At 63.2% G+C, this 22,757-nt stretch carries 26 protein-coding genes and 2 pseudogenes; 16 read left to right on the top strand and 12 right to left on the bottom strand.

All coding sequences use genetic code 11. The annotated features are described in order from the left end of the window. Positions 1 to 10: 10 nt before the first annotated feature. Positions 11 to 541, bottom strand: coding sequence for a flavodoxin family protein (locus ACKUTP_RS08285; protein ID WP_409064057.1), 531 nt, complete (start codon positions 539 to 541; stop codon positions 11 to 13). Positions 542 to 862: 321 nt separating this feature from the next. On the opposite strand from ACKUTP_RS08285, the gene ACKUTP_RS08280 reads away from it, so the two are divergent. Further along, a complete protein-coding gene (locus tag ACKUTP_RS08280) occupies positions 863 to 1,783 on the top strand; it encodes an LPXTG cell wall anchor domain-containing protein (RefSeq protein WP_409064056.1) in 921 nt (306 codons plus the stop codon). Between the two features lie 272 nt (positions 1,784 to 2,055). On the opposite strand, the gene ACKUTP_RS08275 is transcribed toward ACKUTP_RS08280, so the two are convergent. Further along, a complete protein-coding gene (locus ACKUTP_RS08275) occupies positions 2,056 to 2,382 on the bottom strand; it encodes a helix-turn-helix domain-containing protein (RefSeq protein ID WP_346971978.1) in 327 nt (108 codons plus the stop codon). 150 nt (positions 2,383 to 2,532) lie between these two features. On the opposite strand from ACKUTP_RS08275, the gene ACKUTP_RS08270 reads away from it, so the two are divergent. Beyond that, a complete protein-coding gene (locus tag ACKUTP_RS08270) occupies positions 2,533 to 2,886 on the top strand; it encodes a cupin domain-containing protein (protein ID WP_195361425.1) in 354 nt (117 codons plus the stop codon). Here the strand turns inward: ACKUTP_RS08270 and ACKUTP_RS08265 are convergent. Further along, complete coding sequence (locus ACKUTP_RS08265) at positions 2,883 to 3,440, bottom strand: TetR/AcrR family transcriptional regulator (RefSeq protein ID WP_409064055.1); 558 nt, start codon at positions 3,438 to 3,440, stop codon at positions 2,883 to 2,885. The two genes, ACKUTP_RS08270 and ACKUTP_RS08265, sit on opposite strands and share 4 nt — an antisense overlap. A 143-nt stretch (positions 3,441 to 3,583) precedes the next feature. On the opposite strand from ACKUTP_RS08265, the gene ACKUTP_RS08260 reads away from it, so the two are divergent. From ACKUTP_RS08260 to ACKUTP_RS08250, 3 genes are read left to right on the top strand one after another with little or no spacing between them, the layout of a single operon-like run. Continuing rightward, positions 3,584 to 4,549, top strand: a complete 966-nt coding sequence (locus tag ACKUTP_RS08260; protein ID WP_409064054.1) for an NAD-dependent protein deacetylase — start codon at positions 3,584 to 3,586, stop codon at positions 4,547 to 4,549. 3 nt (positions 4,550 to 4,552) lie between these two features. Beyond that, positions 4,553 to 5,251 (top strand): hypothetical protein, encoded by a 699-nt coding sequence (locus ACKUTP_RS08255; protein ID WP_409064053.1) that lies wholly within the window; start codon positions 4,553 to 4,555, stop codon positions 5,249 to 5,251. Then, a complete protein-coding gene (locus ACKUTP_RS08250; RefSeq protein ID WP_409064052.1) occupies positions 5,239 to 6,111 on the top strand; it encodes a hypothetical protein in 873 nt (290 codons plus the stop codon). The genes ACKUTP_RS08255 and ACKUTP_RS08250 overlap by 13 nt, the downstream gene beginning before the upstream one ends. Here the strand turns inward: ACKUTP_RS08250 and ACKUTP_RS08245 are convergent. Then, positions 6,086 to 6,850: a carboxymuconolactone decarboxylase family protein gene (locus tag ACKUTP_RS08245; RefSeq protein WP_409064051.1), complete on the bottom strand. Its 765-nt coding sequence runs from the start codon at positions 6,848 to 6,850 to the stop codon at positions 6,086 to 6,088. The genes ACKUTP_RS08250 and ACKUTP_RS08245 overlap by 26 nt on opposite strands. A 222-nt stretch (positions 6,851 to 7,072) precedes the next feature. Here ACKUTP_RS08245 and ACKUTP_RS08240 point away from each other — a divergent pair, with 222 nt between their 5' ends. Continuing rightward, positions 7,073 to 7,513: a MerR family transcriptional regulator gene (locus tag ACKUTP_RS08240; protein WP_409064050.1), complete on the top strand. Its 441-nt coding sequence runs from the start codon at positions 7,073 to 7,075 to the stop codon at positions 7,511 to 7,513. Positions 7,514 to 7,650: 137 nt separating this feature from the next. Here the strand turns inward: ACKUTP_RS08240 and ACKUTP_RS08235 are convergent, their stop codons facing one another. Further along, positions 7,651 to 8,550: a LysR family transcriptional regulator gene (locus ACKUTP_RS08235; protein WP_409064049.1), complete on the bottom strand. Its 900-nt coding sequence runs from the start codon at positions 8,548 to 8,550 to the stop codon at positions 7,651 to 7,653. Between the two features lie 129 nt (positions 8,551 to 8,679). On the opposite strand from ACKUTP_RS08235, the gene ACKUTP_RS08230 reads away from it, so the two are divergent. The 4 genes from ACKUTP_RS08230 to ACKUTP_RS08215 all read left to right on the top strand — a co-directional run bounded on the left by ACKUTP_RS08230 (position 8,680) and on the right by ACKUTP_RS08215 (position 11,951). Next, complete coding sequence (locus ACKUTP_RS08230) at positions 8,680 to 9,528, top strand: aldo/keto reductase (protein ID WP_409064048.1); 849 nt, start codon at positions 8,680 to 8,682, stop codon at positions 9,526 to 9,528. A gap of 46 nt (positions 9,529 to 9,574) precedes the next feature. Beyond that, positions 9,575 to 10,201, top strand: a complete 627-nt coding sequence (locus ACKUTP_RS08225) for a flavodoxin (protein WP_409064047.1) — start codon at positions 9,575 to 9,577, stop codon at positions 10,199 to 10,201. Positions 10,202 to 10,243: 42 nt separating this feature from the next. Further along, positions 10,244 to 11,038 carry an EFR1 family ferrodoxin gene (locus ACKUTP_RS08220; RefSeq protein WP_409064046.1) on the top strand — a complete coding sequence of 265 codons (795 nt, stop codon included), beginning with the start codon at positions 10,244 to 10,246 and terminating at the stop codon, positions 11,036 to 11,038. A 67-nt stretch (positions 11,039 to 11,105) separates the two neighbouring features. Then, entirely contained in the window at positions 11,106 to 11,951 is an 846-nt protein-coding gene (locus ACKUTP_RS08215; protein WP_409064045.1) for a prolyl oligopeptidase family serine peptidase, read from the top strand. A 235-nt stretch (positions 11,952 to 12,186) separates the two neighbouring features. Here the strand turns inward: ACKUTP_RS08215 and ACKUTP_RS08210 are convergent, their stop codons facing one another. From ACKUTP_RS08210 to ACKUTP_RS08195, 4 genes are all read right to left on the bottom strand, one after another. After that, the gene (locus ACKUTP_RS08210; protein ID WP_409064044.1) at positions 12,187 to 12,636 is read right to left on the bottom strand and encodes a flavodoxin family protein; all 450 of its coding nucleotides are present in this window, start codon (positions 12,634 to 12,636) and stop codon (positions 12,187 to 12,189) included. Between the two features lie 118 nt (positions 12,637 to 12,754). Beyond that, entirely contained in the window at positions 12,755 to 13,756 is a 1,002-nt protein-coding gene (locus ACKUTP_RS08205; protein WP_409064043.1) for an alpha/beta hydrolase, read from the bottom strand. After that, positions 13,753 to 14,460, bottom strand: coding sequence for a RibD family protein (locus tag ACKUTP_RS08200; protein WP_409064042.1), 708 nt, complete (start codon positions 14,458 to 14,460; stop codon positions 13,753 to 13,755). The genes ACKUTP_RS08205 and ACKUTP_RS08200 overlap by 4 nt, the downstream gene beginning before the upstream one ends. Positions 14,461 to 14,466: 6 nt before the next feature. Further along, positions 14,467 to 15,456 carry an aldo/keto reductase gene (locus ACKUTP_RS08195; protein WP_409064041.1) on the bottom strand — a complete coding sequence of 330 codons (990 nt, stop codon included), beginning with the start codon at positions 15,454 to 15,456 and terminating at the stop codon, positions 14,467 to 14,469. A gap of 287 nt (positions 15,457 to 15,743) precedes the next feature. On the opposite strand from ACKUTP_RS08195, the gene ACKUTP_RS08190 reads away from it, so the two are divergent. Together ACKUTP_RS08190 and ACKUTP_RS08185 are read left to right on the top strand one after the other, a co-directional pair. Then, positions 15,744 to 16,595, top strand: a complete 852-nt coding sequence (locus ACKUTP_RS08190) for an aldo/keto reductase (RefSeq protein ID WP_409064040.1) — start codon at positions 15,744 to 15,746, stop codon at positions 16,593 to 16,595. A gap of 43 nt (positions 16,596 to 16,638) precedes the next feature. Further along, a complete protein-coding gene (locus ACKUTP_RS08185; RefSeq protein WP_409064039.1) occupies positions 16,639 to 17,802 on the top strand; it encodes an iron-containing alcohol dehydrogenase in 1,164 nt (387 codons plus the stop codon). Positions 17,803 to 18,009: 207 nt separating this feature from the next. Here ACKUTP_RS08185 and ACKUTP_RS08180 read toward each other — a convergent pair. The 3 genes and pseudogenes from ACKUTP_RS08180 to ACKUTP_RS08170 form a co-directional block, all read right to left on the bottom strand. Continuing rightward, positions 18,010 to 18,288, bottom strand: a pseudogene (locus ACKUTP_RS08180) (AAA family ATPase); the annotation flags it as partial. A 568-nt stretch (positions 18,289 to 18,856) separates the two neighbouring features. Next, on the bottom strand, positions 18,857 to 19,306 hold the full coding sequence (locus ACKUTP_RS08175) for a hypothetical protein (RefSeq protein ID WP_409064038.1): 450 nt from the start codon (positions 19,304 to 19,306) through the stop codon (positions 18,857 to 18,859). 442 nt (positions 19,307 to 19,748) lie between these two features. Beyond that, positions 19,749 to 19,844 (bottom strand): annotated as a pseudogene (locus ACKUTP_RS08170) (TetR/AcrR family transcriptional regulator); the annotation flags it as partial. A 195-nt stretch (positions 19,845 to 20,039) separates the two neighbouring features. Between ACKUTP_RS08170 and ACKUTP_RS08165 the strand changes: the two are divergent. From ACKUTP_RS08165 to ACKUTP_RS08150, 4 genes are read left to right on the top strand one after another with little or no spacing between them, the layout of a single operon-like run. Then, positions 20,040 to 20,768 (top strand): lantibiotic protection ABC transporter ATP-binding protein, encoded by a 729-nt coding sequence (locus ACKUTP_RS08165; protein ID WP_409064037.1) that lies wholly within the window; start codon positions 20,040 to 20,042, stop codon positions 20,766 to 20,768. Then, complete coding sequence (locus tag ACKUTP_RS08160) at positions 20,765 to 21,535, top strand: hypothetical protein (protein ID WP_409064036.1); 771 nt, start codon at positions 20,765 to 20,767, stop codon at positions 21,533 to 21,535. The genes ACKUTP_RS08165 and ACKUTP_RS08160 overlap by 4 nt, the downstream gene beginning before the upstream one ends. After that, complete coding sequence (locus tag ACKUTP_RS08155; protein WP_409064035.1) at positions 21,535 to 22,350, top strand: lantibiotic ABC transporter permease; 816 nt, start codon at positions 21,535 to 21,537, stop codon at positions 22,348 to 22,350. The genes ACKUTP_RS08160 and ACKUTP_RS08155 overlap by 1 nt, the downstream gene beginning before the upstream one ends. Then, positions 22,343 to 22,744: a hypothetical protein gene (locus ACKUTP_RS08150; protein WP_409064034.1), complete on the top strand. Its 402-nt coding sequence runs from the start codon at positions 22,343 to 22,345 to the stop codon at positions 22,742 to 22,744. Before ACKUTP_RS08155 ends, ACKUTP_RS08150 begins: the two co-directional genes overlap by 8 nt. The last annotated feature ends 13 nt before the right edge of the window (positions 22,745 to 22,757 follow it).

Genomic DNA, 22,757 nt, shown 5'->3' with positions numbered 1-22,757 from the left:
CTTCTTGCCCTTAGGCGAGCTTGCGAGCGAGTTCTCGCACCTCTTCCAACTTGGGCGACGACACCATGCTGTCGCGCTCGGTCATACCGCTGATGGTGACAATGCCCTGGTCCTCCCACTTGCAGTATGCGCAGGTTGACTTGTACATGGCGATCGCCGCGTCATAGACACCCTCGCTGTGACTATCGAGCAAAAGAGCCGTCTTGGTGAACGGAAATCCCGTGGCACCGAAGGCGTACAGGCGGTCAATGGCGGCTTTCTCCTGCGCAGTGATATCAAACCAGTAGATGGGCGAAGCGAAGACAACCATGTCGGCGGCTTTCAGCGACTCGATCACGTTGGCCATGTCATCCTTCTGCACGCAAGTGCCCTCGTGGGCGAAGCAATACTGACACCCCAGGCAACCAGCGATTTTCTTACTGGCAACACGGACGACCTCGACCGTATTGCCGCCCTCACGCGCGGCCTCGGCAAACGCCTCGACCATGGTGTCGGTATTGGCGCCCTTGCGCGGGCTGCCACTCAACACAACGATATTCATAGAAATCTCCCTCCTTCATGCCGCAGGCGCGCGGCACACATTTCGTTGTAACCAAAACGGATGGAGCTATTCAGTCGTCTGTAGATCGCATCTCTCGTTCGTGTTCTCTAGACACAATCTCATTGCCTGATAACTCCTCGGCCACCTTGATTCTCTCTCCGAGAATTGAACAGCAAATCGTTGCTCGCAAAGTATCGACTGTGGGAAAATTAGCTTGAGCTTTCTCCCTGCTCGCGTAAGCGTTCGCGTGAAAGAGCCTAGCCGCATCGGCCAGGCGCAATTTAGATCCACGGAAACCGGCCTACGAACAAGGAGCGTCTTATGTATGGACAGCATGTTGCACCGCAGACCCATAGCAAACGGACTGGCCTGTCTATCCGCGACGTCAAGCGTCATGCAGACGCCAGAATCGCCGCCTTCGGAGTAAGCATTCTTGTGGCAGGACTGCTTTTGCTACCCTGCGCAGCACTGGCGACTGAAATGCCCGAAACTGATGCTGTAACGCCCATTACCCGCAGCGAAGCCGACACGGAAGGCAATTTCACAGCTACCACCGTTGTCGACCATAACTATGACCTGGAGTTCCCTCCTGCCTTCATGTTGGTCCAGAATGAGGCGTTTGTATACGATTTCCCCGACAAACCCGAGGACTTCATCTACGGGCTTAACGACACCGTCCATCTCTTCAAGATCGACACCGATACCGAAGGCCTTATAAAAACCGAGAACCCCAAAGAGGCCAGCGTCTCTATTGCCCTGACCATGATCGACAATCACGTTAGAGCAACCGTAGTCTTTACAGGCGGCTACGCCGACGACCAAATCCCTTACAGGCTGAACCTCATCAGCTCAACCCACCTTGGCACACACGTTGACCGCGACTTCGACAGCGGGCAGGGGATTATGCACGAGACGCGGCACGATTACTACATCCGCTACGTCTTCGACAGTGACGTGCACTTGATTGCAACCGACGTGACCGATCCCGAGCCGAGCCCTGACGTTAAGCCGAACCCAGAGGTAAAACCCGAACCGGAAACCAAGCCCGAGCCCACACCGCAGCCCAAGGCAGAAAAGCCCGCGGCAAATCCCGTTTCCACCAAGGCAGTAGCGACGGTTAAACCAGCCGGGACCACCCTACCCGCGACGGGCGACAACGGTGCGATGGCTGTCGCCCTGAGTGTTGCCGGTGGCGCAGCTGCAGCAGTTGGTATTTCCGCAACAAGGCGTCGCAACCGCTAGCTAAAACAAATACGCCATTCACACAGACAGAATGTGGTGCGCGGATGATTGGGCGTCCGCAGGCTGGGTGAAGCCATAACAACACTTCGCACATCGAGCAGTTTGAGCCAGCGTGCGCATGTCAGCGCCATACCGGGAAGGGAGGGCCTTCTTGTGGGGCGGACAACCCCATTGCAGTCTCCTTCCGCTCTAATCCTGCGGGAACGACATCAGCCGTAGGAGAATCGCTATCGTACTCGTAGCGGTTCTCCGCCCCCTAAGCAGCGTGTCCGCTACGAAACAACCGTCTTGTAATAAGCGCCGAAGTCTGCGAGCGAGTCCATGATGGGCATCATCTGGCGGCCGAGCTCGGTGAGGCCATACTCAACGCGGGGAGGATTCTCGCCATAGTCATGGCGAAAGACCAGCCCATCATCCTCCATCTGTCGCAGGCTGTCGGTAAGCACCTTCTGAGAGATCCCCTCAAGGTCGCGGCGCAACTCGTTGAAACGCCAGGGGCGTACGCGCAAGTTACGGATAATGAGCAACTTCCACTTGCCGCCAATGAGCGCTACCGCCGTTGCGACCGGACACTCCGGAAGCTCCTCTTTCGCCATCACGGGAGACTCAACCTCCTTGACCATACCGGTTTCACAAAAAGTACGCAGTTACAAATATGTGCGTACTCGTATTTGCATGCGCCTTCGCGTTGAATATAACTCACGCAGGAGATGCCTGCAAGGTAAATCAACCCAAAGAGAGGACCCATTATGGCCAATTATGCAAAGACCCACATCGGTAATGAGAGCCGTGTCGAGCTGCACGAAGTGCTCGGGCTTACCGGGGCAGAGGTGAGTGTCAACAATCTTCCCGCCGGCGCTGGCGTTCCATTCGTCCACGCACACAAGGAAAACGAGGAAATCTATGGCGTGCTCGAAGGCGCTGGCTCGGTCACGATCGACGGTGAGGAAATCGAGCTTGCAGCCGGCGACTGGCTGCGCATTTCCCCCGCCGCACACCGTCAGTTCCGCGCCGCATCCGACTCGGGCATCACATACGTCTGCATCCAGGTCAAGCAGGGATCCCTTGATGCCTTCACGGCCGACGACGCTATCATGTTCTAATTCGCGATCGGTGTGCAAGGGGCCGATACCGCCCGCATGCCCCCTTCGGAATAGGCGCTGAGCAGCTCCTGGGCGTGGGCGAACTCGGGCCCTCGCCTCCAACCGAGCAGGCGGTTGACCGCGAGATTTCCTTGGACGTTGTGAACGAAGAGCAGATAAGCGTCCTCGCGCGAAAGCCCGGTCTCCTCCATGATCGAGGGAACCATCTGCTCGGCGCCGCGCTCGACGACGCGCTGCGCCACCCGGGCGTACGCGTCGTCATCCGAGTAGAGCAGATAATAGTCATCGTTTGCCGGTGGGCGCTGGCAGAGGGCCCCCGCCCCCGTTCCCTCGAGTGGGGGCGCCGCTGCCAGGGCCTCGTCGATAAGTGCGTCGAGCAGTGCGAACTTGTCCTCGTAGTGCAAATAGAACGTGCCGCGGTTGATATCGGCGCAGCGGCAAATATCCGCCACCGTCATCTTCGCGAAGCCGACCTCGGTCAGCAGCGCAAAGAACGCCTCCCGTATAACCGAGAGCGTGTAGCGTCGGCGACGATCGATCTTCCCCGATTCCATGGCCCCTCCAATTGCAGCGCTCAACAATATCCAGAAGCCGCTCGTTTATCGACAGCAGCTCGAAACTGTTCATTGCTCTGACGCAAATCAACATTGATACTTTTTATAGACACCTGTTCATTGTAGTTGAAAGAGAGTATCAAGTGACTCTATACGAGCGGCTCGTTATCGAACTCACCAACCAATCGTTTTCCCATCAGGCCGCCTACCGCACCGGCGGCACGCCCTATGAGCTGAGTGCCCGCGAGCCCGAGCCCTACGACCAGCAAATCGAAACGTTTGCCCGCATGATCGATGAAGCCGATTGCGTGCTTGTAGGCGGGGCCTCCGGGCTCTCCGCGGCGGGCGGCGGCGACTTCTACTACGAGGACAACGCGACCTATCGCAGGCATTTCGGCAAATTCGCCGAGCGCTACGGTTTCAGGGGCGCTTTTGAAGGGTCGTCCTACCGCTGGCCCACCGCCGAGTCGCGCTGGGGATACCTCGCCACCTTCCTCGACACCACGCTCAACGCCCCGTTGCGCGAGCCCTACAAAGATCTCGACGCCATTCTTACCGAGAAAGACTTCTTCGTTCTCACCACCAACCAGGACACGCAGTTCATGAAAATCTACCCTTGGGAGAAGGTGGCAGAGATCCAGGGCGACCACCGCTTCTTCCAGTGCTCCCGTTGCTGTACCGACGAGGTATGGGACGCCATCGAGCCGGTCTCTCGTATGGTAGAGGCCATGGGAGACGGCCTAGAGGCTCCGACAGAACTCGTGCCACGCTGCCCGCACTGCGGGGCAGAGGCGTTCCCTTGGGTTCGCGGCTACGGCAACTTCCTGCAGGGCGAGCTCTACGAGGAGCAGTACCGCAAGGTGTCCGACTGGCTCGACGCGCACGCGCGGAAGAAGATTCTCTTCCTTGAGCTGGGCGTGGGCCGCATGACACCCGCGTTTATCCAGGAGCCGTTCTGGGCCCTCACAGCGCAGTTGCCACAGGCTAGTTACATCGCCGTGAACAACAGGGCGCAGTTTCTCCCCCGTGCGATCGAGGATCGGGGACTCGCCGTTCGCGCCGATATCGCCGACGTGCTCGCCGACGTGCGCAAGACGCTGGGTAGGTAGCGCATGGAAACGGTAAAAGCGGTTCGTATCGGCCAGGCACTTGCCGAGGCGGATCTTGTCATCATCGGCGCCAGCAACGGGCTCGACATGGCGGAGGGGCTCAATCTCTTCTGCGCCGACGCCCATTTCCGAGAGGCGTACGGGGACCTCGCTCAGGCCGACGGCATCGGCTGCATACTGCAGGGGCTCGCCTCTCCAGATGCAAACGTACGACGCCGATGGGCCGAGCGGTTCCATCAAAAGGAGTATGTCGAGTATGAGCCCAGCCCGCTCATGAACAGGCTGCGGCATCTTACGGAGCACGCTGACACCTTCGTGATCACGTGCAATATCGACGGACACTTCGCACGTGCAGGGTTCAACGAGAACAGCGTGCTCGAAACGGAGGGGAGCATACGCACGTCGATTGACGAGCGGCGTCTCGCCCATCCAGATACCCTCGCCATGGCACAGCTCGAAGAGCTCGCACACCTTGTGCAAGCCCATCACAACCACAAGGTTGCCATCCTCGAACTTGGTGTGGGACTGCGCAACGGCGTCATAAAGCGCATGCTCGCTCAGGTCGCGAACGTCTGCGAACACGCCACCTACATCGTGTTCAACTACAGCCAGGCCATGGCGCCCGATGCATCGTGCGAGACGATTCTCGTTGACGGCGATATGACCCCGGCTTTCGAGGAGATTGCCCAATGCCGTCTCTAGAGAGGGAAGCGCGTAGGCTTCGAAGCCTTATCGACGATGCCGATGCCATCATCGTCGGCATCGGCTCGGGCATGTCGAGCGCCGCCGGGTTCAACCATTACAACTGCGCAGGCATGGCGCGCGCCGGAATGACGGACTGGCAGCGGGCCTTTGGCTTCAAGAGCCTTTTCGACGGCTTCTACCACCTCTACCCCAGCCTCGAGCAGCAATGGGCCTACTACGCGCGATACATCGATTTCATGCTGCGCAAGCCTGCCTCGCAACCCTATCTCGACCTGCGGTCCCTCATCAGCCATAAGGATTACTTCATCCTGAGCACCAATGTGGACACCCAGGTCGAAAAGACGTTTCCCGCCGAGAGGATCTGCAACTACCAGGGAAGCTTCGCGCACCTTCAGTGCAAGCAACCATGCTGCGACGAGATCTTCGATGCGAGTCCCTACGTCGAGCGCATGCTCGCAGGCATGGCGGGGTTCGAGATCCGCAGCGAGGATGTCCCCCGATGCCCGCACTGCGGTTGGCAGCTTGTGCCGTGGGTGCGCGACGACACGTTTTTGCAGGGCACGGCATGGCGCGAGGGCCTCGAACGATATGAGCACTTCGTGCGCGAGCGCGGTAGTAGCCGCGTGCTGTTGCTGGAGCTCGGCGTGGGCGAGATGACCCCCGGCATCATCACACTCCCGTTCTGGAGCATGACCGCAAAGCTGACGGATGCGCACCTGTTAAGCGTAAACATCTCGGGCGACTCGGCTCCGCTGCAGCTTGGAAGCAAGGCAGAGGCAATCCAGGCCGATTTGGGCGCCCTGCTCTCGGCGGCGCGGACGGCGAAGGTATTTAAGCCTCCTTGTCAGTCGCTTTAAGGTATTGCTCGTCGTCCACGGGCTCCAACCACTCGTTGGAGGCCTCCTCGCCCGGAACCTCCACCGCGAGATGGGAGAACCAGCTGTCGGGCGCCGCACCGTGCCAGTGCCTTACGCCTGCGGGAATATTTACTACATCGCCGGGGCACAGCTCCTGTGCCGGTTTGCCCCATTCCTGGTAAAACCCTCGGCCAGCCACGCAGACGAGGATCTGCCCGCCGCCGCTTTTGGCGTGATGCGTGTGCCAGTTGTTGCGGCAGCCGGGCTCAAACGTAACGTTGTAAATGCCGACCTGGTCGGTGGAAAGGGGCGCGAGGTAGCTTTGCCCGATAAAGTACTTCGCAAATGCGTCGTTGGGGGCGCCGATAGGAAAAGCCATCTCGTTTTGGTGCTGCGCCTTTGCGTCGGCAGCGTCTTCGTCCGCCCAGACCTCCTTCGCCATGCGAAAGGCCGCCCACGCCTTGGGCCATCCCGCATAAAACGCCGCATGCGTAAGGATTTCCGCTATCTCAGTCCTGGTCACGCCGTTGTTCTTTGCGGACATCAGATGATATTGGAACGAAGAGTCCGTCAGCCCCTGCGCCATCAGGGCCACAACCGTCACCACGCTGCGGTCTCGAAGGGAAAGCCTGTCTTCTCGGCTCCATACCTCGCCGAACAGCACGTCATCATTGAGCTGTGCAAATTTGGGGGCAAAATCCCCCAGGGCATCTCTGCCCGCCGTCTGCTTGATCGTCATGTTTGATTCCTCCTGTCGATGGTATTAGGCACAAATCTGTTTCCGTGCGGCCAAGCTGCCCGCCTAGATTCCCATGCCCATTCGTCGCGCCTGCTCAAGGGCGGGGTGGCCGGCGATTACGGAACACCCCTTGCGCTCCCAATTTATATTGACGAGAATGAAGGTAATACCTAAACCTGACTTTAGGTCAAGGAATGAATTCGAGATTTATCCGGAGGGACCATGTACACAATCGGACAGGTGGCGGAGATGTTCGGTCTGCCCGTTTCCACGCTGCGGTATTACGACAAGCAGGGGCTGTTCCCGGGGCTGGAGCGGACGTCCGGCATTCGCCGATTCGGCGATACGGAACTCGAGGCGCTTCGGGTCATCGAATGCCTGAAGAAGGCCGGAATGGAAATCAAAGACATCCGACTGTTCATGGAATGGTGCGCGGAGGGCCCATCGACATATCCCAAGCGCAAGGCCATGTTCGAGGAACGAAAGGCCCACATGGAGTCGGAGATCGCAAACATGAACCGTGCGCTGGACATGTTGAAGTTCAAATGCTGGTACTACGAGCAGGCGATCCAAGATGGCAACGAGGATAGACTGAAGGCGCTGATTCCCGACAATTTGCCGGAAGAGATCAAAGATATCTACGATAACGCCCACGCTCAATAATGCCACCCGATGCTCAAGGGGCTTTGGCAAGGAGTCGTTTTAGGCAGACATGCAAAAAGAAAGCCTCCGAACCAGAAGGTTCGGAGGCTGTTATTCCCGTTGTCCCCATAGGCATAAGCGCATCTGCTCGCGATTGCCTATCGATGCTTTGCCTCGAGCACAGCAGACACCGCATCGAGGAACTCCCGCACATGGTCTGCGGGATGCGGCGAATGAAGCAGCCCGTAAGACACGAGACAGTCCCAATCGGTAGGGACGGTTTTGAGCATGGGGTGGACGTTGACCCACAACGGCAGCGTCGCAAGCGCGAGGTCCTCGTTCGCGCTGCGATTGAACACCTCCGCCCGATATTGCGGGAAGTCCACGAGCGCGATTTGAGGATGATGCAAGAGCATCTCGTCGCGCACGCGGTCGATTTCGGCGTTCCAGCCCCGACGTATAAGCATAAGACTGCGATTGTGGAGGTCGTCGAATGTGACGATGTCGCGTTTGGCGAGTTCGCTGTCGACGGGAACGGCGCACCAGAGCGGCTCGCGCGAGAGCTCGAGGCCCAGGCACCCGCGCTCTTTAAGAAAGGCATCGTCGAAAATCCCCACCACGATATCCATGTCTTGCCCGAGGTTCGCCAAACCGCGCGCCGCCGAGGGTGTGTTTTCAAACGTGACCACCTGAAGGCTCATGCCAGGGCAACGTTCCTTCACCTTCGGCCACAGCTTCGTGAGCGGCGTGCTGGGCGTCATGAGCGACACTCCCACGCGGATGATGCGCTTCTCTCCACGCTCGGCGACGCGGGCGCGCGCGATTGATTCTTGAGAGTACTGCACGATATGGCGGGCGTCGGCGAGCAGCGACCTGCCTGCTCGCGTAAGCGAAAGCCCCTGATGCGATCGGTGAAACAGCGTAAGGCCTAGCCGCGACTCCAGCAGGTTCATCTGCTTGATGACGGCCGTGGGCGTGATGAAGGACTCTTGTGCCGCCTTGGAGAAGCTGCCCGCCTCCGCCACGCGGATGAAAGTGTCAAGCTGTGGATTGTACATCGATCCTCCCGTCACGCATTATGTGCCGTATATACCCCATGGTTATATCCATCATTCCAACGTGAACTTCTCGCACGTCAGTAAACGCCGTAGCCTTGTATTCGAAAAGTCACCATTAAGGAGGAGACCATGGAGTATCTGAAGCTCAACAACGACGTAGAGATGCCCATCGAGGGTTTGGGCACCTTCCTCATGACCCCGGCCGAGGCCGAGGCGGCCGCAACCGCCGCGCTCGCGGCTGGCTACGAGCACATCGACACCGCCAACGCCTACATGAACGAGCGCGCCGTGGGCCGCGCCATCGCCAAGAGCGGCATCGCGCGCGACAAGATCTTCGTCTCCACCAAGCTCTGGCCGAGCGTCTACGACGCGGGAATGCCGGCGGTGGACGCCACGCTCCAGCGCCTGGGGCTCGACTACGTCGACATGCTCATCCTGCACCAGCCGGTAGGCGACCACCTGGCCGCGTGGCGCACGATGGAGGAGGCGTACCGCGCGGGCAAGGTGCGCGCCCTCGGCCTCTCCAACTTCCCGCAAGACAAGACCGCCGAGGTCATCGAGGTCGCCGACATCAAGCCGCAGCTCGTGACCGTTGAGTGCCACCCCTACCACGCCCAGCGCGACCTGCGCGCCTACCTCGCGCCGTACGGCACGGTGATCGAGGCGTGGTACCCGCTCGGCCACGGCGACAAAGGTCTTCTGGAGGAGCCCGTCTTCGTCGCTCTCGCCGAGAAGTACGGCAAGACCCCGGCCCAGGTGATCCTGCGCTGGCACGTGCAGATGGGAACCTCCATCATCCCCGGCTCCAAGAACCCCGCCCACATCGCCGACAACGCGAACATCTTCGACTTCTCCCTCACCGAAGACGAGATGGCCGAGATTGCCAAGCTCGACGGGACCATGACCTACTACACCGCCACTGAGGAAGCACTCGCGGGCTACCTGGCCATACGCCCCGATTTCGACGCGCAGGAGTAGCGCTCAGACGATAACGGACCAACCAAGCCAACGGAGGAGATGCCCCATGACCGCAAACCCGACCGTGACTAGAAGAAACTTCCTACTCGGAGCCGCGCTGTGCGCAACGATGCTCTCCGGTTGCAACCAGGGTGACGGCGGCCAAGCCGCCGCCGAGGACCAGCCCGCCGCCGCGCCCGCTGCAGGCGGCAACGTCCTCGTGGCCTACTACTCGGCACAGGGCCACACCGCTGCCGTAGCTCAGACCATCGCCGACGAGCTCGGCGCCGATCTCTTTAAGGTGACGCCTACGGAGCCCTACTCCGACGATGACCTCGACTGGACCGACGACAGTAGCCGCGTGACCCGCGAGCACGAGGACGAGAGCCTGCGCGACGTCGAGCTTACGCAGGTCACGCCGGACGGCTGGGAGAACTACGACACCGTGCTCGTGGGGTATCCCATCTGGTGGGGCATCGCGGCCTGGCCCATCGACAACTTCATCTCAGGCAACGACTGGGACGGCAAGACGGTGCTCCCGTTCTGCACCTCTTCCTCCTCGAGTCTTGGCCGGAGCGGCGAGCTACTCGCCGAGGCCGCGGGCAGCGGGGAGCGGCAGGAGGGCCAGCGCTTCTCGTCCAGTGTGGACGAGTCCGGAGTTCGTGATTGGGTCGCCGGTCTCGGCCTGGCATAAGCAATTAGAGATGACAGACCGCTGACAATCTGGGAGTTTCGAATGATCCTATACTTCACCGGGACGGGCAACTGCCTCTACGTGGCGCGCGAGCTGGCCGCGGAGGGCGAGAGGGTCCTGAGCATCCCGCAGGAGCTGCGCCGCGAGGGCGAGCTCGCCTACGTGGACGATACGATTGGCATCGTGTACCCCATCTACGGGCACATGATGCCCGACATGGTGAAGACGTTCCTCGAGCGCGCGACGCTCGACACGCCCTACCTCTACTTCGTTTGCACCTACGGCAACCGGCACGCCAATGCCGTCGAGCTGTGCCTGGAGGACGCGCGGGCGGCGGGGCTCAACCCTGCCTACGCAACCACACTCCTCATGGTGGACAACTGGCTGCCCAACTTCGACATGGACGAGCAGCGCGCCCGCATTCCCGAGAAGAAGATCGGCGAGAACCTTGCGCGCATCCGCGCGGACGTCGCGGCGCGCCGCCAGTGGCTCGAGCCGGTGACCGACGAGGATCGCGCTGCCCACGAGCAGTTCATGAGCCGGGGCTTGCGCTTCGAGCCGGCGATGCTGGGCGGATTCCTGACCGTTGATTCCGAGAAGTGCGTGGGATGTGGGGCGTGCGCAAAGGTGTGCCCGACTGGTTGCATCGCACTCGAGGGCGGCAAGGCTGTCCGTAACGCACAGGCGGGCTTTGGCTGCAACGCCTGCCTCGCCTGCATGCACGCCTGTCCCGCGCACGCCATCACCTGCGCGGCGGGCGACAAGAATCCCGCGGCACGCTTCCGCAACGAGCACGTGACCCTTGCCGAGCTGCAAGAGGCCAACAGCGGCCGCTGATGCGCTTCTCGCCAAGCCGAAAGCCTGCGGCTTCGGCTTGGTTCATTCAGAAAGAGGAACTATGCACGTGAGCCATCTTTCACGCAGGTCCTTTATCGAGGCTGCCGCGCTCGCTGCGGGCGGGCTGGTACTCGGGGAAGGCCTGGTCGGCTGCGCGGATGTCCGTGAGCTTGGCGGCTACGTCCTCACGGAGGGGTCGCAGACAGACCGCGGCTTCGTCGTTGACGACGCCCTGCAGACGCCATCGGGCAGGACGCTGCACTTCTCGCTCCATGTGCCGGACTCCTATGACGGGTCCGCGCCCTATGCGCTCTACGTGGCCTGCCCCGGCTGGGAGGGGCTCTACTTCCAGGGCGTGGGGGCGAATCTTCAGGAGGACTACCCCTTCGTGGCGAACGACTACATCGCCGACATGATCGTGGCCTCGCCCCAGCTCGACGCCTGGGACGAGCAATCGGCGTCAGACGTGGTGGGGCTCACCGAATGGCTGCTCGGCGCCTACAGCATCGATGCGGACCATGTGTACCTGAGCGGATGCTCGGGCGGCGGCGAGACCATCTCCATCGTCTTGGGAACGCGCCCCGAGCTCTACCGCCGTGCGCTTCACACCATCTCGCGCTGGGACGGCGACATCGAGACGCTCACCACAGCCGAGGTTCCCGTGTATATGGCTATCGGCGAGAACGACGACTATTACGGCTCCGGACCCGCGCGCGAGGCGTACGAGGAGATTCGCGCCGCCTATCGAGCTCGCAGGCTTTCCGAGGAGCGCATCAGCGAGCTGGTCGTGCTCGATGTCAAGCCCACGAGCTACTTCACCGAGCGGGGCTTTGCTGCGGACGCGGGCCAGCACGGAGCGGGCGGGTACCTGTTTGCACATGACGAAGATATTATGGGGCGGCTGTTCTCATGACGCGGCGAGCAAAGGGCGCGGCGCCACGCGGTCGACGTGGCACTTGCGATCCTGTTTCTGGTTCAGATGTGCTGCCAGCTGCTACCAGAGGATTTCCATGCGCTTCTGGGTGCCCTGCCCATGCGGGTAGTCGCCCGCAGCGCCCGTCCGACCATACGCTAGGCGAACGAAAAGGGACGGTGGGCCTCCGTCTTCACGGGCCCACCGCCGCCGAACTGGGTTACGCAAGTCGGGACTACGCGAGCTTCTTCGAGAGCGCCCTTGCCTCGTGCGTGTTGTCGACCATGCCGCCGTAGGTCATGCCGTAGAGCGCGGCGAAGCGCTTCATGGTGTACTCGCCCCAATCGAGCATCTCGCGCGTGGGCGCGCCACCTTGGAACACGAAATAGAGCGTCTTGCCGCTCATACTGCCCTCGCGCACCGGACCGTAGAAGCGGTCGAGCAGGTTGCGCAGCATGCCGGAGAGGCTGTGCCAGTAGACGGGCGACCCCACGACCAGGGTGTCCGCCGCCTCGATGCGCGCGAGCACGTCCTCGAAGTCATCGTCGCCGTAGCTCTGGCCGTAGCCGTAGACCTTGTGCTCGACAAGATTCAGCTGCTCGTACGGGCGATCGCCGATGAGCTCGCGCGCCAGGCGCGCCGTGTTGCCATCCTTGTTGGGGCTTCCGTTGATGAAAAGAATCATACGTCTCACTCCTTACGTATTGTCTGATACCGCCTTTACCATAGGCGTGAGGAGATCCGGCGAGAAGTTCCTGCTCGTAGGCAGCTTATAACCGTGGGGTGTGTACGTCTTGCCATCCTCATCGCTGCGCCTTCCAAAACGCGAGGGCATCGTCGATCCAGCCCTCTGCCACGGTGTCGACACCCAGGCCAAAGCCGTGGCTCAGGCCTTCGTAAACATGAAACTCCGTGGGCACGCCCGTTGCTGAGAGCGCTTCGAGACGCGCCTGCATGGTGCGCCAGCTCGCGATGCCGTCGCGATCACCCACGCAGGCGTAGGTCGCGGGGTCGGCACCCGTCAGTTCGCTCATGCCGGTGTACTGCATGATGGCCGCCGCGGGCTGGGGCGTTCCTACTGGCGCGCCAAAGGCGGCCGGGCCGTAGCCGCCGACCCATGCCGCCATGCGCGCACCGGCCGAGCCGCCCCACAGCGAATAGCCCGACGTGTCCACGCTGAGCTCGTCGGCGTGCTCGAAGATGAAGGAGACGGCGCGGGCCAAGTCCTCGCAGGCGAGCTGCGCGTCCGGCCGATAGATGACCGCGAACCCGTTGACGCCGGAACGGGCCAGGTGCAGACAGTGCGGGAAGGAGTCGTGCATGGCAGCGACGTAGGCGAATCCGCCGCCCGCGCTTACCACGGCAAACGGTGCAGACGCGCCGCCCGCTCCCTCGGCAGCGAAGCGGAAGAGCCCCGTGTTGGCGAGCGAGGGGTCGGCGGCCTTCTCGGCATCCGTGTAGATGTCGTAGAAGAACGTCCGTTCCGCTGCGCGCTCTGACAGCAGATAACTGACGACGTCGCCCGTGGTGCTCGTATGGATTTCCGAGTACCACGGCAGGCAAGCGGAAAGGTCATCGAGCGTCATATCCTCCGTCGGCGGATGGAGCGTTGTGGGGAAGAGCAGCCGTCCGTAGCCATCGAGCAAAGGGTTGTTGATGACGTCGTAGATGGGCGTGTCCGCCGTGACCGGGCCCGGAGCGGAGCCGCGCGCGAACCCGGCGGTCCCGTCCGACGAGCAGCCGGCAAGGCTGCCCGCAGCGGCCAACCACACGGCAGCCTCCAGAAACGAACGGCGCGGCATCATCGCCGCACTCGATAGACGAGGTGGAGGCCGTCGCCGGCAAGGCGCTCGACGCGCTCAAGCGAGAATACGTGCGAACCGCCGGCTGAGCGAGGCATCTCGTCGAAGACGGAAGCCGTTTCGGGCTCCCCCGAGACCGTCGGGGAGAGAACGAGGCTCAGCTCGTCAAGCACGCCCGCGGCAAGAAACGACATGTCCGTCTTTCCGCCGCCGCACACGAGCAGGCGCTCGATGCCAAAAAGCTCGCGCAGCTTGCGCAGGGCGAGCGGGAGGTCTAGCCCGCGCGAGCCGGCAAGCACGTATGAGACGCCGCGCTCTCGCAGATAGTCGCGATACGCCGGCGATGCCGCCTCGGTGAGGATCTCGATGACGTGCGCATCCGCACGGCCGGCGCGACGATAGGTCGCAGACTCCCATGCAATCTCCCCGGCGGGGTCGACGGAGACGTAGAACGATCGTTCGTCATGAGGCGCCACGAAGTCCCCCTTGGGCGCGCTCCCGTGGGTATCGAGCGCAAGGGGGCGCGACCCGACGAAGCCCTTCGTGGTCACGGCCCCGTACGCCACGGCGTCCGCCCCGAACTCGACCTGCATGCGAGAGTACGCGGCGCGTGCGGGCGAGGCGGCGGGGTCGAGCATGTACGCGCCGTCGATACGCCCGTTGAGCCCGGCAAAGACATGACAGACGACATAGGGTCTAATGTTCATGGCTCCCTACCTTACCGTATGCCCGCCGAAGACCATGAGGTCGAGTCCGTTGAGCAGCCCGTCGATCTTGGCAACCTCATCGTCGGTGAGCCCGACCTCGGCGGCACCGAGGTTCTCGAGCAGTCGTTCGGGCTTGCGACTGCCCGGGATGGGAATGATATAGGGCTTCTTCTTGAGCATCCAGGAAAGGGAGACCTGGGCGGGCGTCGCCGCGTGCAGCTCAGCCAGCTCGCGAACGAACCGCATGAGGGGCTCGGCGCGCCTTTCGCCTTCCTCTGTGTACTGCGGCATGCCATCGCGGTAGTCTTGGGCGCCCTCGAATCTGGTGTTGTGGCTGTACGCGCCCGTCAGAAAGCCGTTCGCCATGGGAGAAAAGGCCACGAAGGCAACGTTCAGCTCCTCGAGCACGGGGAACAGGGATTCGTTCCAGCGTGCCATCATGGAGTAGCGGTTCTGGACGGCGGAGACGGGGCACACCGCATCGGCGTGACGCAGGTACTCCTCCGTCGCCTCGGAGATTCCCCAGGCGCGGATCTTACCTTCCTTGATGAGGTCTGCCATGGTGTCTGCAACGACCTCGGGCTCGACCTTTGGGTCGATTCGGTGCTGGTAGTAGAGGTCGATGTGGTCGGTGCGCAGCCGGCGCAGGCTCTTCTCCACCGAGATACGGATAACCTCGGGGCGCGAGTCCACGAGGATGGTCTTGTCCGGGGCGTGCGTGACGCCGAACTTGGTGGCAATGACAACCTCGTCGCGCACGGGCGCGAGCGCCTTGCCCACCACGTCCTCGTTGTGCGCCTCGGTCCCATCAGCGCACGTGCCAACGTAGCACTCCGCCGTGTCAAAGAAGGTATAGCCCATCTCGTGGGCCTGACGGACGACGCTCACGGCCTCGTCGTCGGGCATCGGGTCTCCGCTCGCGTGCGTGATTCCCATGCAGCCCATGCCGAGCGGGCTGACTTCGATGCCGCTCTTTCCTAGAACGCGCTTGTCCATTCCTGTTCTCCCTGTCTATGATATCCGTCATTTGTTTGCGACGCCCACGTCCGCCCGTTCATCGAGCTCCGTTAGGCACATCCCCTGTCGGTGGCTTGTTCTCTCTCATCGCCAAGCGTACGACCGCGGGGCGCTCGGCGGAATCCCCCTTTGGTGCGGTGCCCTGAACCCGCGGGTTATAACCCCGTGCGCACCCCAGCGTTATAGAACCCTCACCAACGGAAACTTCCGCCGCCGCGGCGCCCCTCGTATGGTGGATACGTCAAGTTGCGAGAAAGGAAGGCACCATGGACTACATCACCTTGAACAACGGCGTCAGGATGCCGCAGCTCGGCTTCGGCGTGTATCAGATCCCAAACGCCGCGGAATGCCAGCGCGCCGTGGAGGACGCGCTCTCGGTCGGCTACCGGCTGCTCGACACGGCCGCGAGCTACGGCAACGAAGAGGCGGTCGGGGCCGCCATTCGTGCGAGCGGCCTGCCGCGCGACGAGGTGTTCGTGACGACCAAGCTGTGGATGTCGGATGTGAGCTACGAGGGGGCCAAGCGCGGCTTCGACGCGTCGCTCAAGCGGCTGGGGCTCGACTACGTCGACCTCTACCTCATCCATCAGCCGTTCGGCGACGTCTTCGGCGCGTGGCACGCCATGGAGGAGCTCTACGAGCAGGGCGTTATCCGCGCCATAGGCACAGCTAACTTCTACCCCGATCACCTCGCAAACCTCATCTCGTTCAACCGCATCGCCCCCGCCGTGAACCAAGTCGAGTGCAACGTGTTCTTCCAGCAGCGCGACGCACAGGAGTATATGGCCGGCAAGGAGGTAGCCATGGAGGGCTGGGCACCCTTTGCGGAGGGCAGAAACGACCTCTTCCGCAACGAGGTCCTCGCTCGCATCGGCGAGGCGCACGGCAAGACGGTCGCCCAGGTCGTGTTGCGCTGGCTGCTGCAGCGCGGTGTGGTCTGTATCCCTAAGAGCACGCACCGCGATCGCATGGAGCAGAACTTCGACGTCTTCGACTTCGCGCTGGGCGACGACGAGATGGTCGCCATCGCCGCGCTCGACACCGGGCGCAGCGCGTTCTTCGACCACCACGACCCCGCCACCATCGAATGGATGTCCGGGCTCGTGCGCAACGTGTAGACGAGCGTCAGACCGCACTGATAACTTACTAGGAGGAATTGCCATGAACTCATTCACGTACGACTACCCGGTCAGGAACTACTTCGGCGAGGGGGCCATGGACCAGGCGCTCGACGCCGAAATGGGTGCCATGGGCAAGACAGTGATGCTCGCCTACGGCGGAGGCTCGGTCAAGCGAACCGGCGCCTACGGCCACGTGGTCGATAAGCTCACGAGCGCGGGCAAGCGCGTGGTGGACTTCGGCGGCATCATGCCCAATCCGACCTACGAGAAGTGCCAGGAAGGCGCCGCGCTCGCACGCAAGGAACAGGTCGACTTCATTCTCGCCGTCGGCGGCGGGTCGGTCTTCGACTGCTGCAAGGTGGTCTCCGCGCAGGCGATGCTTGATGAGGACATCGAGGCGTTCGAGCACGTCGACGGCAAGATGCCGAGCTCGTTCATCCCCATGGGATGCATCGTTACGCTCTCCGGCACGGGCGCCGAGCAGAACAACGGCGCCGTCATCACCAACGAGGAGACGCACGTGAAGGGCGCCTATCTGGGGGCGATGCCCATGTGGGCGGCGCTCGACCCGGCGCTCACGCTCACCGTACCGCACGCGCAGTTCATGAGCGGCGCGTTCGACACGCTCTCGCACTGCATGGAGAGCTATTTCGGAAGCCCGCGCGGGCGCAACGTCACCGACGACATCAACCTCGCCATCCAGCGTAACGTCATCCGCAACATGCGGATTATCGCGGACGACGACCAGAACCTCGATGCCCGAAGCGAGCTCGTATACGACTCCGCCATGGCCGAGAACGGCGTGCTCAAGATCGGCAAGTCAACGGACTTCCAGGCGCACATGATCCAGCACCAGTACGGCGCGTACACCCACACCAACCACGGAATGGGCCTCGCGGTCATCCACCCTGCGCTCTACCGCCACCTGGCCCCCGAGGCGCCCGCGCAGTTCGCCCGCTGGGCACGCGAGGTGTGGGACGTCGACGCCAAGGGCAAAGACGACCTTACGGTGGCGCTCGAGGGCATCGACCGCCTGCAGACGTTCATCGGCGAGATGGGGCTTCCCACGAGCTTCGCCGAGATGGGCTCCGACGCGTCCGACGAGACGCTGCACAAGGTTGCGGACACCTGCGTACTCACCGGCGGCTGCGCCAAGAAACTGGAGCGCAGCGAGGTGTTCCAGATTCTGACCGAGTGCCTCTAGATCGGCGGGGGTCCCGATCCACCCGCGCCGAAGGAAACCGTACGACTCCGAGATGTCATCGTAATCGTAGGACCCGGCGAGCCCGCCGCGCCTGATGAATCCGTCGAAGTCGTCGTCGACGGCTCCCTGCTCGTCGAAGCAGGAGCGGTATTCGCCGAAGCTGAAGGGGAGGATGTGTACCTCCCCGTGGCGCCCTGTGAACAGGGTTGCCAGGTCCGAACTCAGGAGGAACGCGTTCGATCCCGTGAGGTAGATATCCCATCCGCCACGTGCGTGAATGCTGTTAATTGCTTTCTCGAAACCCTCGCACAGCTGCACCTTGTCGATGAAGAGACGGTTGCGGGTGCCCTCTTTGTGCCGCTCGATGATTTCGTGATACAGCGTGTGATACTCAAGCAGTGGCTCGTTGTCGAGGTCCAGCAGATCGATGTAGACGTTGTTGGAGGATGGGTCCCTCCGAGCAACGGAGGCGGAGAACGCCTTCATAAGCTCGGACCTACCAGAGCGGCGCATCCCCGTGATCACCTTGATGTCCCGGGTGCCCTCGAGCGCCCAAAGCCGCTCCATGTACGTATTGCGGTCGACCCAATCAATCATCAGCTCTTTCTCGGTTTCAAAACCGATAAGGAAATATGCGCAAGGGCGCGTCGGAGGGTAAGCCCCAGCCATGTCATGTCGGCAGAAGCCCTCGACCGGCGGCACGACGAAGTCGAAATAGCCCTCGATTTCCCGCGGGCCCTCTTCGAAATCTTGATTGTATATGCGACGCCGTAGAGCATCGGCAACGCGTTCTGCTATGCGCCGCCTTCGGCATTGGAATCGCCCTTGCCCCGCACAGCAACGTAGCTCATAGACGGAACGATCAGGATGCTCGGCTTGTCAGGCGGTTTGCCCGTGATGTTGTAGCGCACCGTAGACGCTGATGGAGATGGCTGCGCACGGGCACGGGCGCGCCACCGCACTTCACAGCTTGTTTCTCAAGTATTTGGGACGCACACGCGGCGTTCAAAAATGCGGAGCGACTCCGCATGGCTCGAGACTGAGCCGAGGTGCCCTACTTCTCGGTCTCCAGCAGCCCCACGATGCGGTCGATGTCGACGGCAAAGCGAGGCCTTCCCTCGCGCTCGTAGCGGTCGAGGTATGCCTGGCACTCGGAGACGATGCGCTTGGTGTTGCCGTCGATGATGCGCTGGAGCGTCTCGTAGTAGGCCGAGCCCTCGGTCCTGAAGCGGCGCTGGTAGACCTTGGTTATGGGGAACATCTTGATGTAGTGGATGCCGTGGCGGCAGCCGGGGCGCGTCGTGGGGCGGGGTGGCAACGCAAAGTACTGGTCTTTGGGCGCGTTAGGGGCGATGTTGGAACGCAGCGGCACAGCGAAGTCCCTGCGCTTCCCGCGGAAACGCAGCCTCACCACCACGATGCAGGGGCGATTGTGCTTAAGCATGAGCTCGCGGTCGCCCTCGACGAGGTCGAAGAAGTCCTGGGAGATGGATACGATCTTCATCGGTTACGCCCCCTTCATACGAAGCGGGGCCCGCATCGCTGCAGGCCCCTACAGGTGGGCGATATTCTACGCCTTGCGGCACCCCGTCGCCCACGGAGGTTAAACGTACACGTAAGCCGTACTCTGAAAGCCGCGGCTTCCGGCAAGTAGTTTATACCACGAAAGGTCGCTTTCAATGCGCATAGCTCGCAAAATAACACTCGCTGGGCCGTCACCCCTGGCAGTTACTCTCCAATCTTCATTGGAGTCAGCAGGTCAATTCATATATTCATGGGGGTTTATCCTACCGTCGGTGAGCGATTTCGTTAGGGTGCCGAAGCGGTCGAGGATGTCGACGACCTTCTGCTGGGTGCCGATGGATGGGGCGGGAATCTCGACCCTCGATAAGTCCACAGGCGCGGCTTCGATTGCCTTTTTCGGTTTAGCGTATTGCTCTTCAGGTCATCGTGGTGTGCTCGTAGCCGCGCTCCACGAGGAGCCGCTCGGCAACGTCGAGAATCTTCTCGACCGTCTCCTCCGGGTACTTATTGCGTGCCACGGGCACCTCCGTCCTTGTTATCGCGATAAACATACCATGAGTGGCGTACGGGTCGAGAAGGGCTGGCGCCAAAAGAGCCCAACGGCCGTTACGGCTTCGTTAGAAACGCGCCCCACCATGGATGGTGAACCCGAAAGGTAAGGCGCGCGGGCACGGCGACTCGGCCCGCGCGCCCGGAAGAGAAAGGATAAGCCCATGGGTTACATGCTCGAGACGCGCGGGCTCACCAAGCGCTTCGGCCGCGGCGACCAGGCGCAGGACGCCGTGGCCGACGTGAGCCTTCATATCCGCGAGGGCGAGGTGTACGGGCTGCTCGGTCCCAACGGCGCCGGCAAGTCGACAACGCTCAAGATGATCTGCGGGATGCTGCGGCCGACGGCCGGGGAGATCCTCTTTGCCGGGCACGCCTGGCGCCGCGAGGACCTCTACGCAATCGGCAGCCTCATCGAGGAGGCGCCGCTCTACCCCAACCTCACCGCGCGCGAGAACCTGCGCGTGCGCACCACGCTGCTGGGCCTTCCCGAGAGCCGCATAGATGAGGTGCTCGCCGCCGTGGACCTCGCGGACACCGGGAAGAAGCACGCCGGGCGCTTCTCGATGGGCATGCGACAGCGCCTGGGGCTCGCGCTGGCGCTGATCGCCCGGCCGCGCCTGCTCGTGCTCGACGAGCCCACCAACGGCCTCGACCCCATCGGCATCGAGGAGCTGCGCGACCAGATCCGCGGCTTCGCGGCTGCGGGCACGACGGTGATCGTCTCGAGCCACATCCTCTCCGAGGTGCAGCAGATGGCGGACACCATCGGCATCATCTGCGGGGGGCGCCTCGCCTACGAGGATGCGCTTCGGCCCGGGCAGGACCTCGAGGAACTCTTCATGAGCTTCTGCCGGGAAGGGCGACGAGCGCGCGGGGAGGTGGCGGCATGACGGGCGAGAAAGGCGGCCTGCTCGCGGGCCTGCGCGCCGAGGCCCTGAAGTCGCGCCACGCGGCACCGGTTCGCCTGGCCGTGCTCATGGCGCTGCCGATGCCGCTGCTCGGCGCGATGCCCTACCGGGGCGTGCAGATCTTCAGCGCGTGGAACTACTGGTACGCGCTCTTCCTGCCCGTGTCTCTCTCGCTCGTGGTGGCGTGCGTCGCGCGGGCGGACGCGCGCACGCGGATGCGGGGGCTTCTGGGCCTGGGCTTCCCGCTCGGGCGCGCCTGGTGGGCCAAGGCGCTCTGGTGCCTCGCGCTCTGCGCGCTCTCGAACCTCGTGGTCTTCGGCATCTACCTCGCGGGATCGGCGTTCTCCTCGCAGGGCCTCACGGCCGCGGGCACGCTCACGATGCTCCTCTGCGCGCTCGCCAACACGGTGACCGCGGCGTGGATGATCCCCGCAGGGCTCTTCCTCACGGCGCGGCTCGGCATGCTCGCGGGCATCTTCTGCCCGCTCGCCACGCAGCTCGTGGGCGGGTTCGCCTGGTCGCTGATGCCGCTGCCGCAGCTCTTTCCGCCGTCGGCGAGCATGGTCATCCCCACGAACTTCATCCCCGTGCTGCCGAGCGGCGAGCCACTCGCGGCGGACATGGCGCTCGGCGGGGCGCTCACGGCGGACGGCATGCTCACGCTGGCGGGCCTTGCGGTCTGCGCGCTCGCGTTCGCCGCGCTCACGGCGGCGGGCGCGGCCTGGTTCGCGCGCTCCGAGGAGAGGTGATGGCCGTGACACGACTCTCCGACCCGACGCCGCGCATGACTCTCCCGCGGGCCCTGCACTCCGAGGCCCTGCGCCTGGCGCGCTCCCCGCTCGCGGCGGTGCACCTCGTCTGCGGCCTGGCAGCCGGTCTTGCCTGCGGCGAGTACTTCTCCGTAACCCGATGGGACCCGGCGCTGGGCGCGGACGCCTACGCCCAGTTCCTCGGCGCCCTCATGCCGCTCATGTCCGCCATCGTCTGCGGGCTCGCCGTGGACGAGGAGCGCGCTGCCGGGCGCCTCGCCAACCTCACGGCGGTCCCCTCGCGCGGGCGCGCCGTCGCGGCGAAGCTGCTCGCCCTTGCGGCGCTCGGCGCGGGCGCGCTGGCCGTGGCGCTCGGCGTGTTCGGGGCCGTGCTCGCCGTCGCCGGGCGCCTGCCGCTCGGGCCCGCTCCGCTTGCGGCCGCCTGGGCGGGCATCGTGCTGGGCAGCCTGCCCCTCTACGCGCTGGGGCTCGGCGTGGCCCTGCGCCTCGGCCGCAACGCCGCCATCGGCGCCGGCGCGGCGGGTATGCTCCTCGCGTTCTTCTCAGTGGGCGGACTTGCGCACGGCCTCATGACCGGCGAGCTCACCGGTGCCCTGGCGACGCCCCTGAGCTGGGTGCCGCTCGCCTGGCCCGCGCGCCTGGGGTCGCTCGGGGTGGAGGCCTTCATCGACGCCGCACGCGCGGCGGGCCCTCTCCTCACGACTGCGCTCGCCAGCCTCGTGCTCGCCCTGGCGACCGCCGCCGTCCTTATCGCCTGGTTCTGCCGCTTCGAGGACGGGAGGGCAGATGAGTAGGAAGCCGCTCGCCGCCGCGCTCGCCCTCCTCTCCGCAGCGCTCGTCCTGGGCGGGAATGCCCTGCTCGACGCCGGCTGGGGGTCGGCGCTGCGCTCGATCGCCGACCGCGTGCTGCCCAACCCTGAGATCGCCATGTGGGCGCCCGCGCCCGAGCCCGGTAGCCACGCGAGCTCCTACACCGACGCCATCGGGGCGGGGGCGAACTACGTCTACCTGGTGGACGCGGCGGACGATAGGGGCAATGTCCGAGAGCTCCAGCTCATCTTCTTCGGGCGGGAGTCGGACGGCGAGGGCTGGCTCGAGATCGAGGCGCGCGGCGGCTCGGGCGTGCGCTACCGCGCGTGCGATGCGGCCGAGGCGCCCGCGGCTGCGCGCGGGGCTCTGGACCGCTGAGCGCGGCGCAAGT

This window comes from Collinsella sp. wc0529 (genome assembly GCF_046116875.1).
Classification (GTDB): domain Bacteria; phylum Actinomycetota; class Coriobacteriia; order Coriobacteriales; family Coriobacteriaceae; genus Collinsella.
Note: the sequence above shows the minus strand (reverse complement) of the source record. Positions and strands in the feature narration are given on the sequence as shown.

Coding starts and splice junctions, on each gene's coding strand:
- ACKUTP_RS08205 (WP_409064043.1), bottom strand. CDS start 13,756: ATGATGCCGCGCCGTTCGTTTCTGGAGGCTGCCGTGTGGTTGGCCGCT.
- ACKUTP_RS08220 (WP_409064046.1), top strand. CDS start 10,244: ATGATCCTATACTTCACCGGGACGGGCAACTGCCTCTACGTGGCGCGC.
- ACKUTP_RS08200 (WP_409064042.1), bottom strand. CDS start 14,460: ATGAACATTAGACCCTATGTCGTCTGTCATGTCTTTGCCGGGCTCAAC.
- ACKUTP_RS08185 (WP_409064039.1), top strand. CDS start 16,639: ATGAACTCATTCACGTACGACTACCCGGTCAGGAACTACTTCGGCGAG.
- ACKUTP_RS08225 (WP_409064047.1), top strand. CDS start 9,575: ATGACCGCAAACCCGACCGTGACTAGAAGAAACTTCCTACTCGGAGCC.
- ACKUTP_RS08270 (WP_195361425.1), top strand. CDS start 2,533: ATGGCCAATTATGCAAAGACCCACATCGGTAATGAGAGCCGTGTCGAG.
- ACKUTP_RS08280 (WP_409064056.1), top strand. CDS start 863: ATGTATGGACAGCATGTTGCACCGCAGACCCATAGCAAACGGACTGGC.
- ACKUTP_RS08175 (WP_409064038.1), bottom strand. CDS start 19,306: ATGAAGATCGTATCCATCTCCCAGGACTTCTTCGACCTCGTCGAGGGC.
- ACKUTP_RS08245 (WP_409064051.1), bottom strand. CDS start 6,850: ATGACGATCAAGCAGACGGCGGGCAGAGATGCCCTGGGGGATTTTGCC.
- ACKUTP_RS08240 (WP_409064050.1), top strand. CDS start 7,073: ATGTACACAATCGGACAGGTGGCGGAGATGTTCGGTCTGCCCGTTTCC.
- ACKUTP_RS08285 (WP_409064057.1), bottom strand. CDS start 541: ATGAATATCGTTGTGTTGAGTGGCAGCCCGCGCAAGGGCGCCAATACC.
- ACKUTP_RS08230 (WP_409064048.1), top strand. CDS start 8,680: ATGGAGTATCTGAAGCTCAACAACGACGTAGAGATGCCCATCGAGGGT.
- ACKUTP_RS08195 (WP_409064041.1), bottom strand. CDS start 15,456: ATGGACAAGCGCGTTCTAGGAAAGAGCGGCATCGAAGTCAGCCCGCTC.
- ACKUTP_RS08255 (WP_409064053.1), top strand. CDS start 4,553: ATGGAAACGGTAAAAGCGGTTCGTATCGGCCAGGCACTTGCCGAGGCG.
- ACKUTP_RS08235 (WP_409064049.1), bottom strand. CDS start 8,550: ATGTACAATCCACAGCTTGACACTTTCATCCGCGTGGCGGAGGCGGGC.
- ACKUTP_RS08210 (WP_409064044.1), bottom strand. CDS start 12,636: ATGATTCTTTTCATCAACGGAAGCCCCAACAAGGATGGCAACACGGCG.
- ACKUTP_RS08150 (WP_409064034.1), top strand. CDS start 22,343: ATGAGTAGGAAGCCGCTCGCCGCCGCGCTCGCCCTCCTCTCCGCAGCG.
- ACKUTP_RS08250 (WP_409064052.1), top strand. CDS start 5,239: ATGCCGTCTCTAGAGAGGGAAGCGCGTAGGCTTCGAAGCCTTATCGAC.
- ACKUTP_RS08165 (WP_409064037.1), top strand. CDS start 20,040: ATGGGTTACATGCTCGAGACGCGCGGGCTCACCAAGCGCTTCGGCCGC.
- ACKUTP_RS08190 (WP_409064040.1), top strand. CDS start 15,744: ATGGACTACATCACCTTGAACAACGGCGTCAGGATGCCGCAGCTCGGC.
- ACKUTP_RS08160 (WP_409064036.1), top strand. CDS start 20,765: ATGACGGGCGAGAAAGGCGGCCTGCTCGCGGGCCTGCGCGCCGAGGCC.
- ACKUTP_RS08155 (WP_409064035.1), top strand. CDS start 21,535: ATGGCCGTGACACGACTCTCCGACCCGACGCCGCGCATGACTCTCCCG.
- ACKUTP_RS08265 (WP_409064055.1), bottom strand. CDS start 3,440: ATGGAATCGGGGAAGATCGATCGTCGCCGACGCTACACGCTCTCGGTT.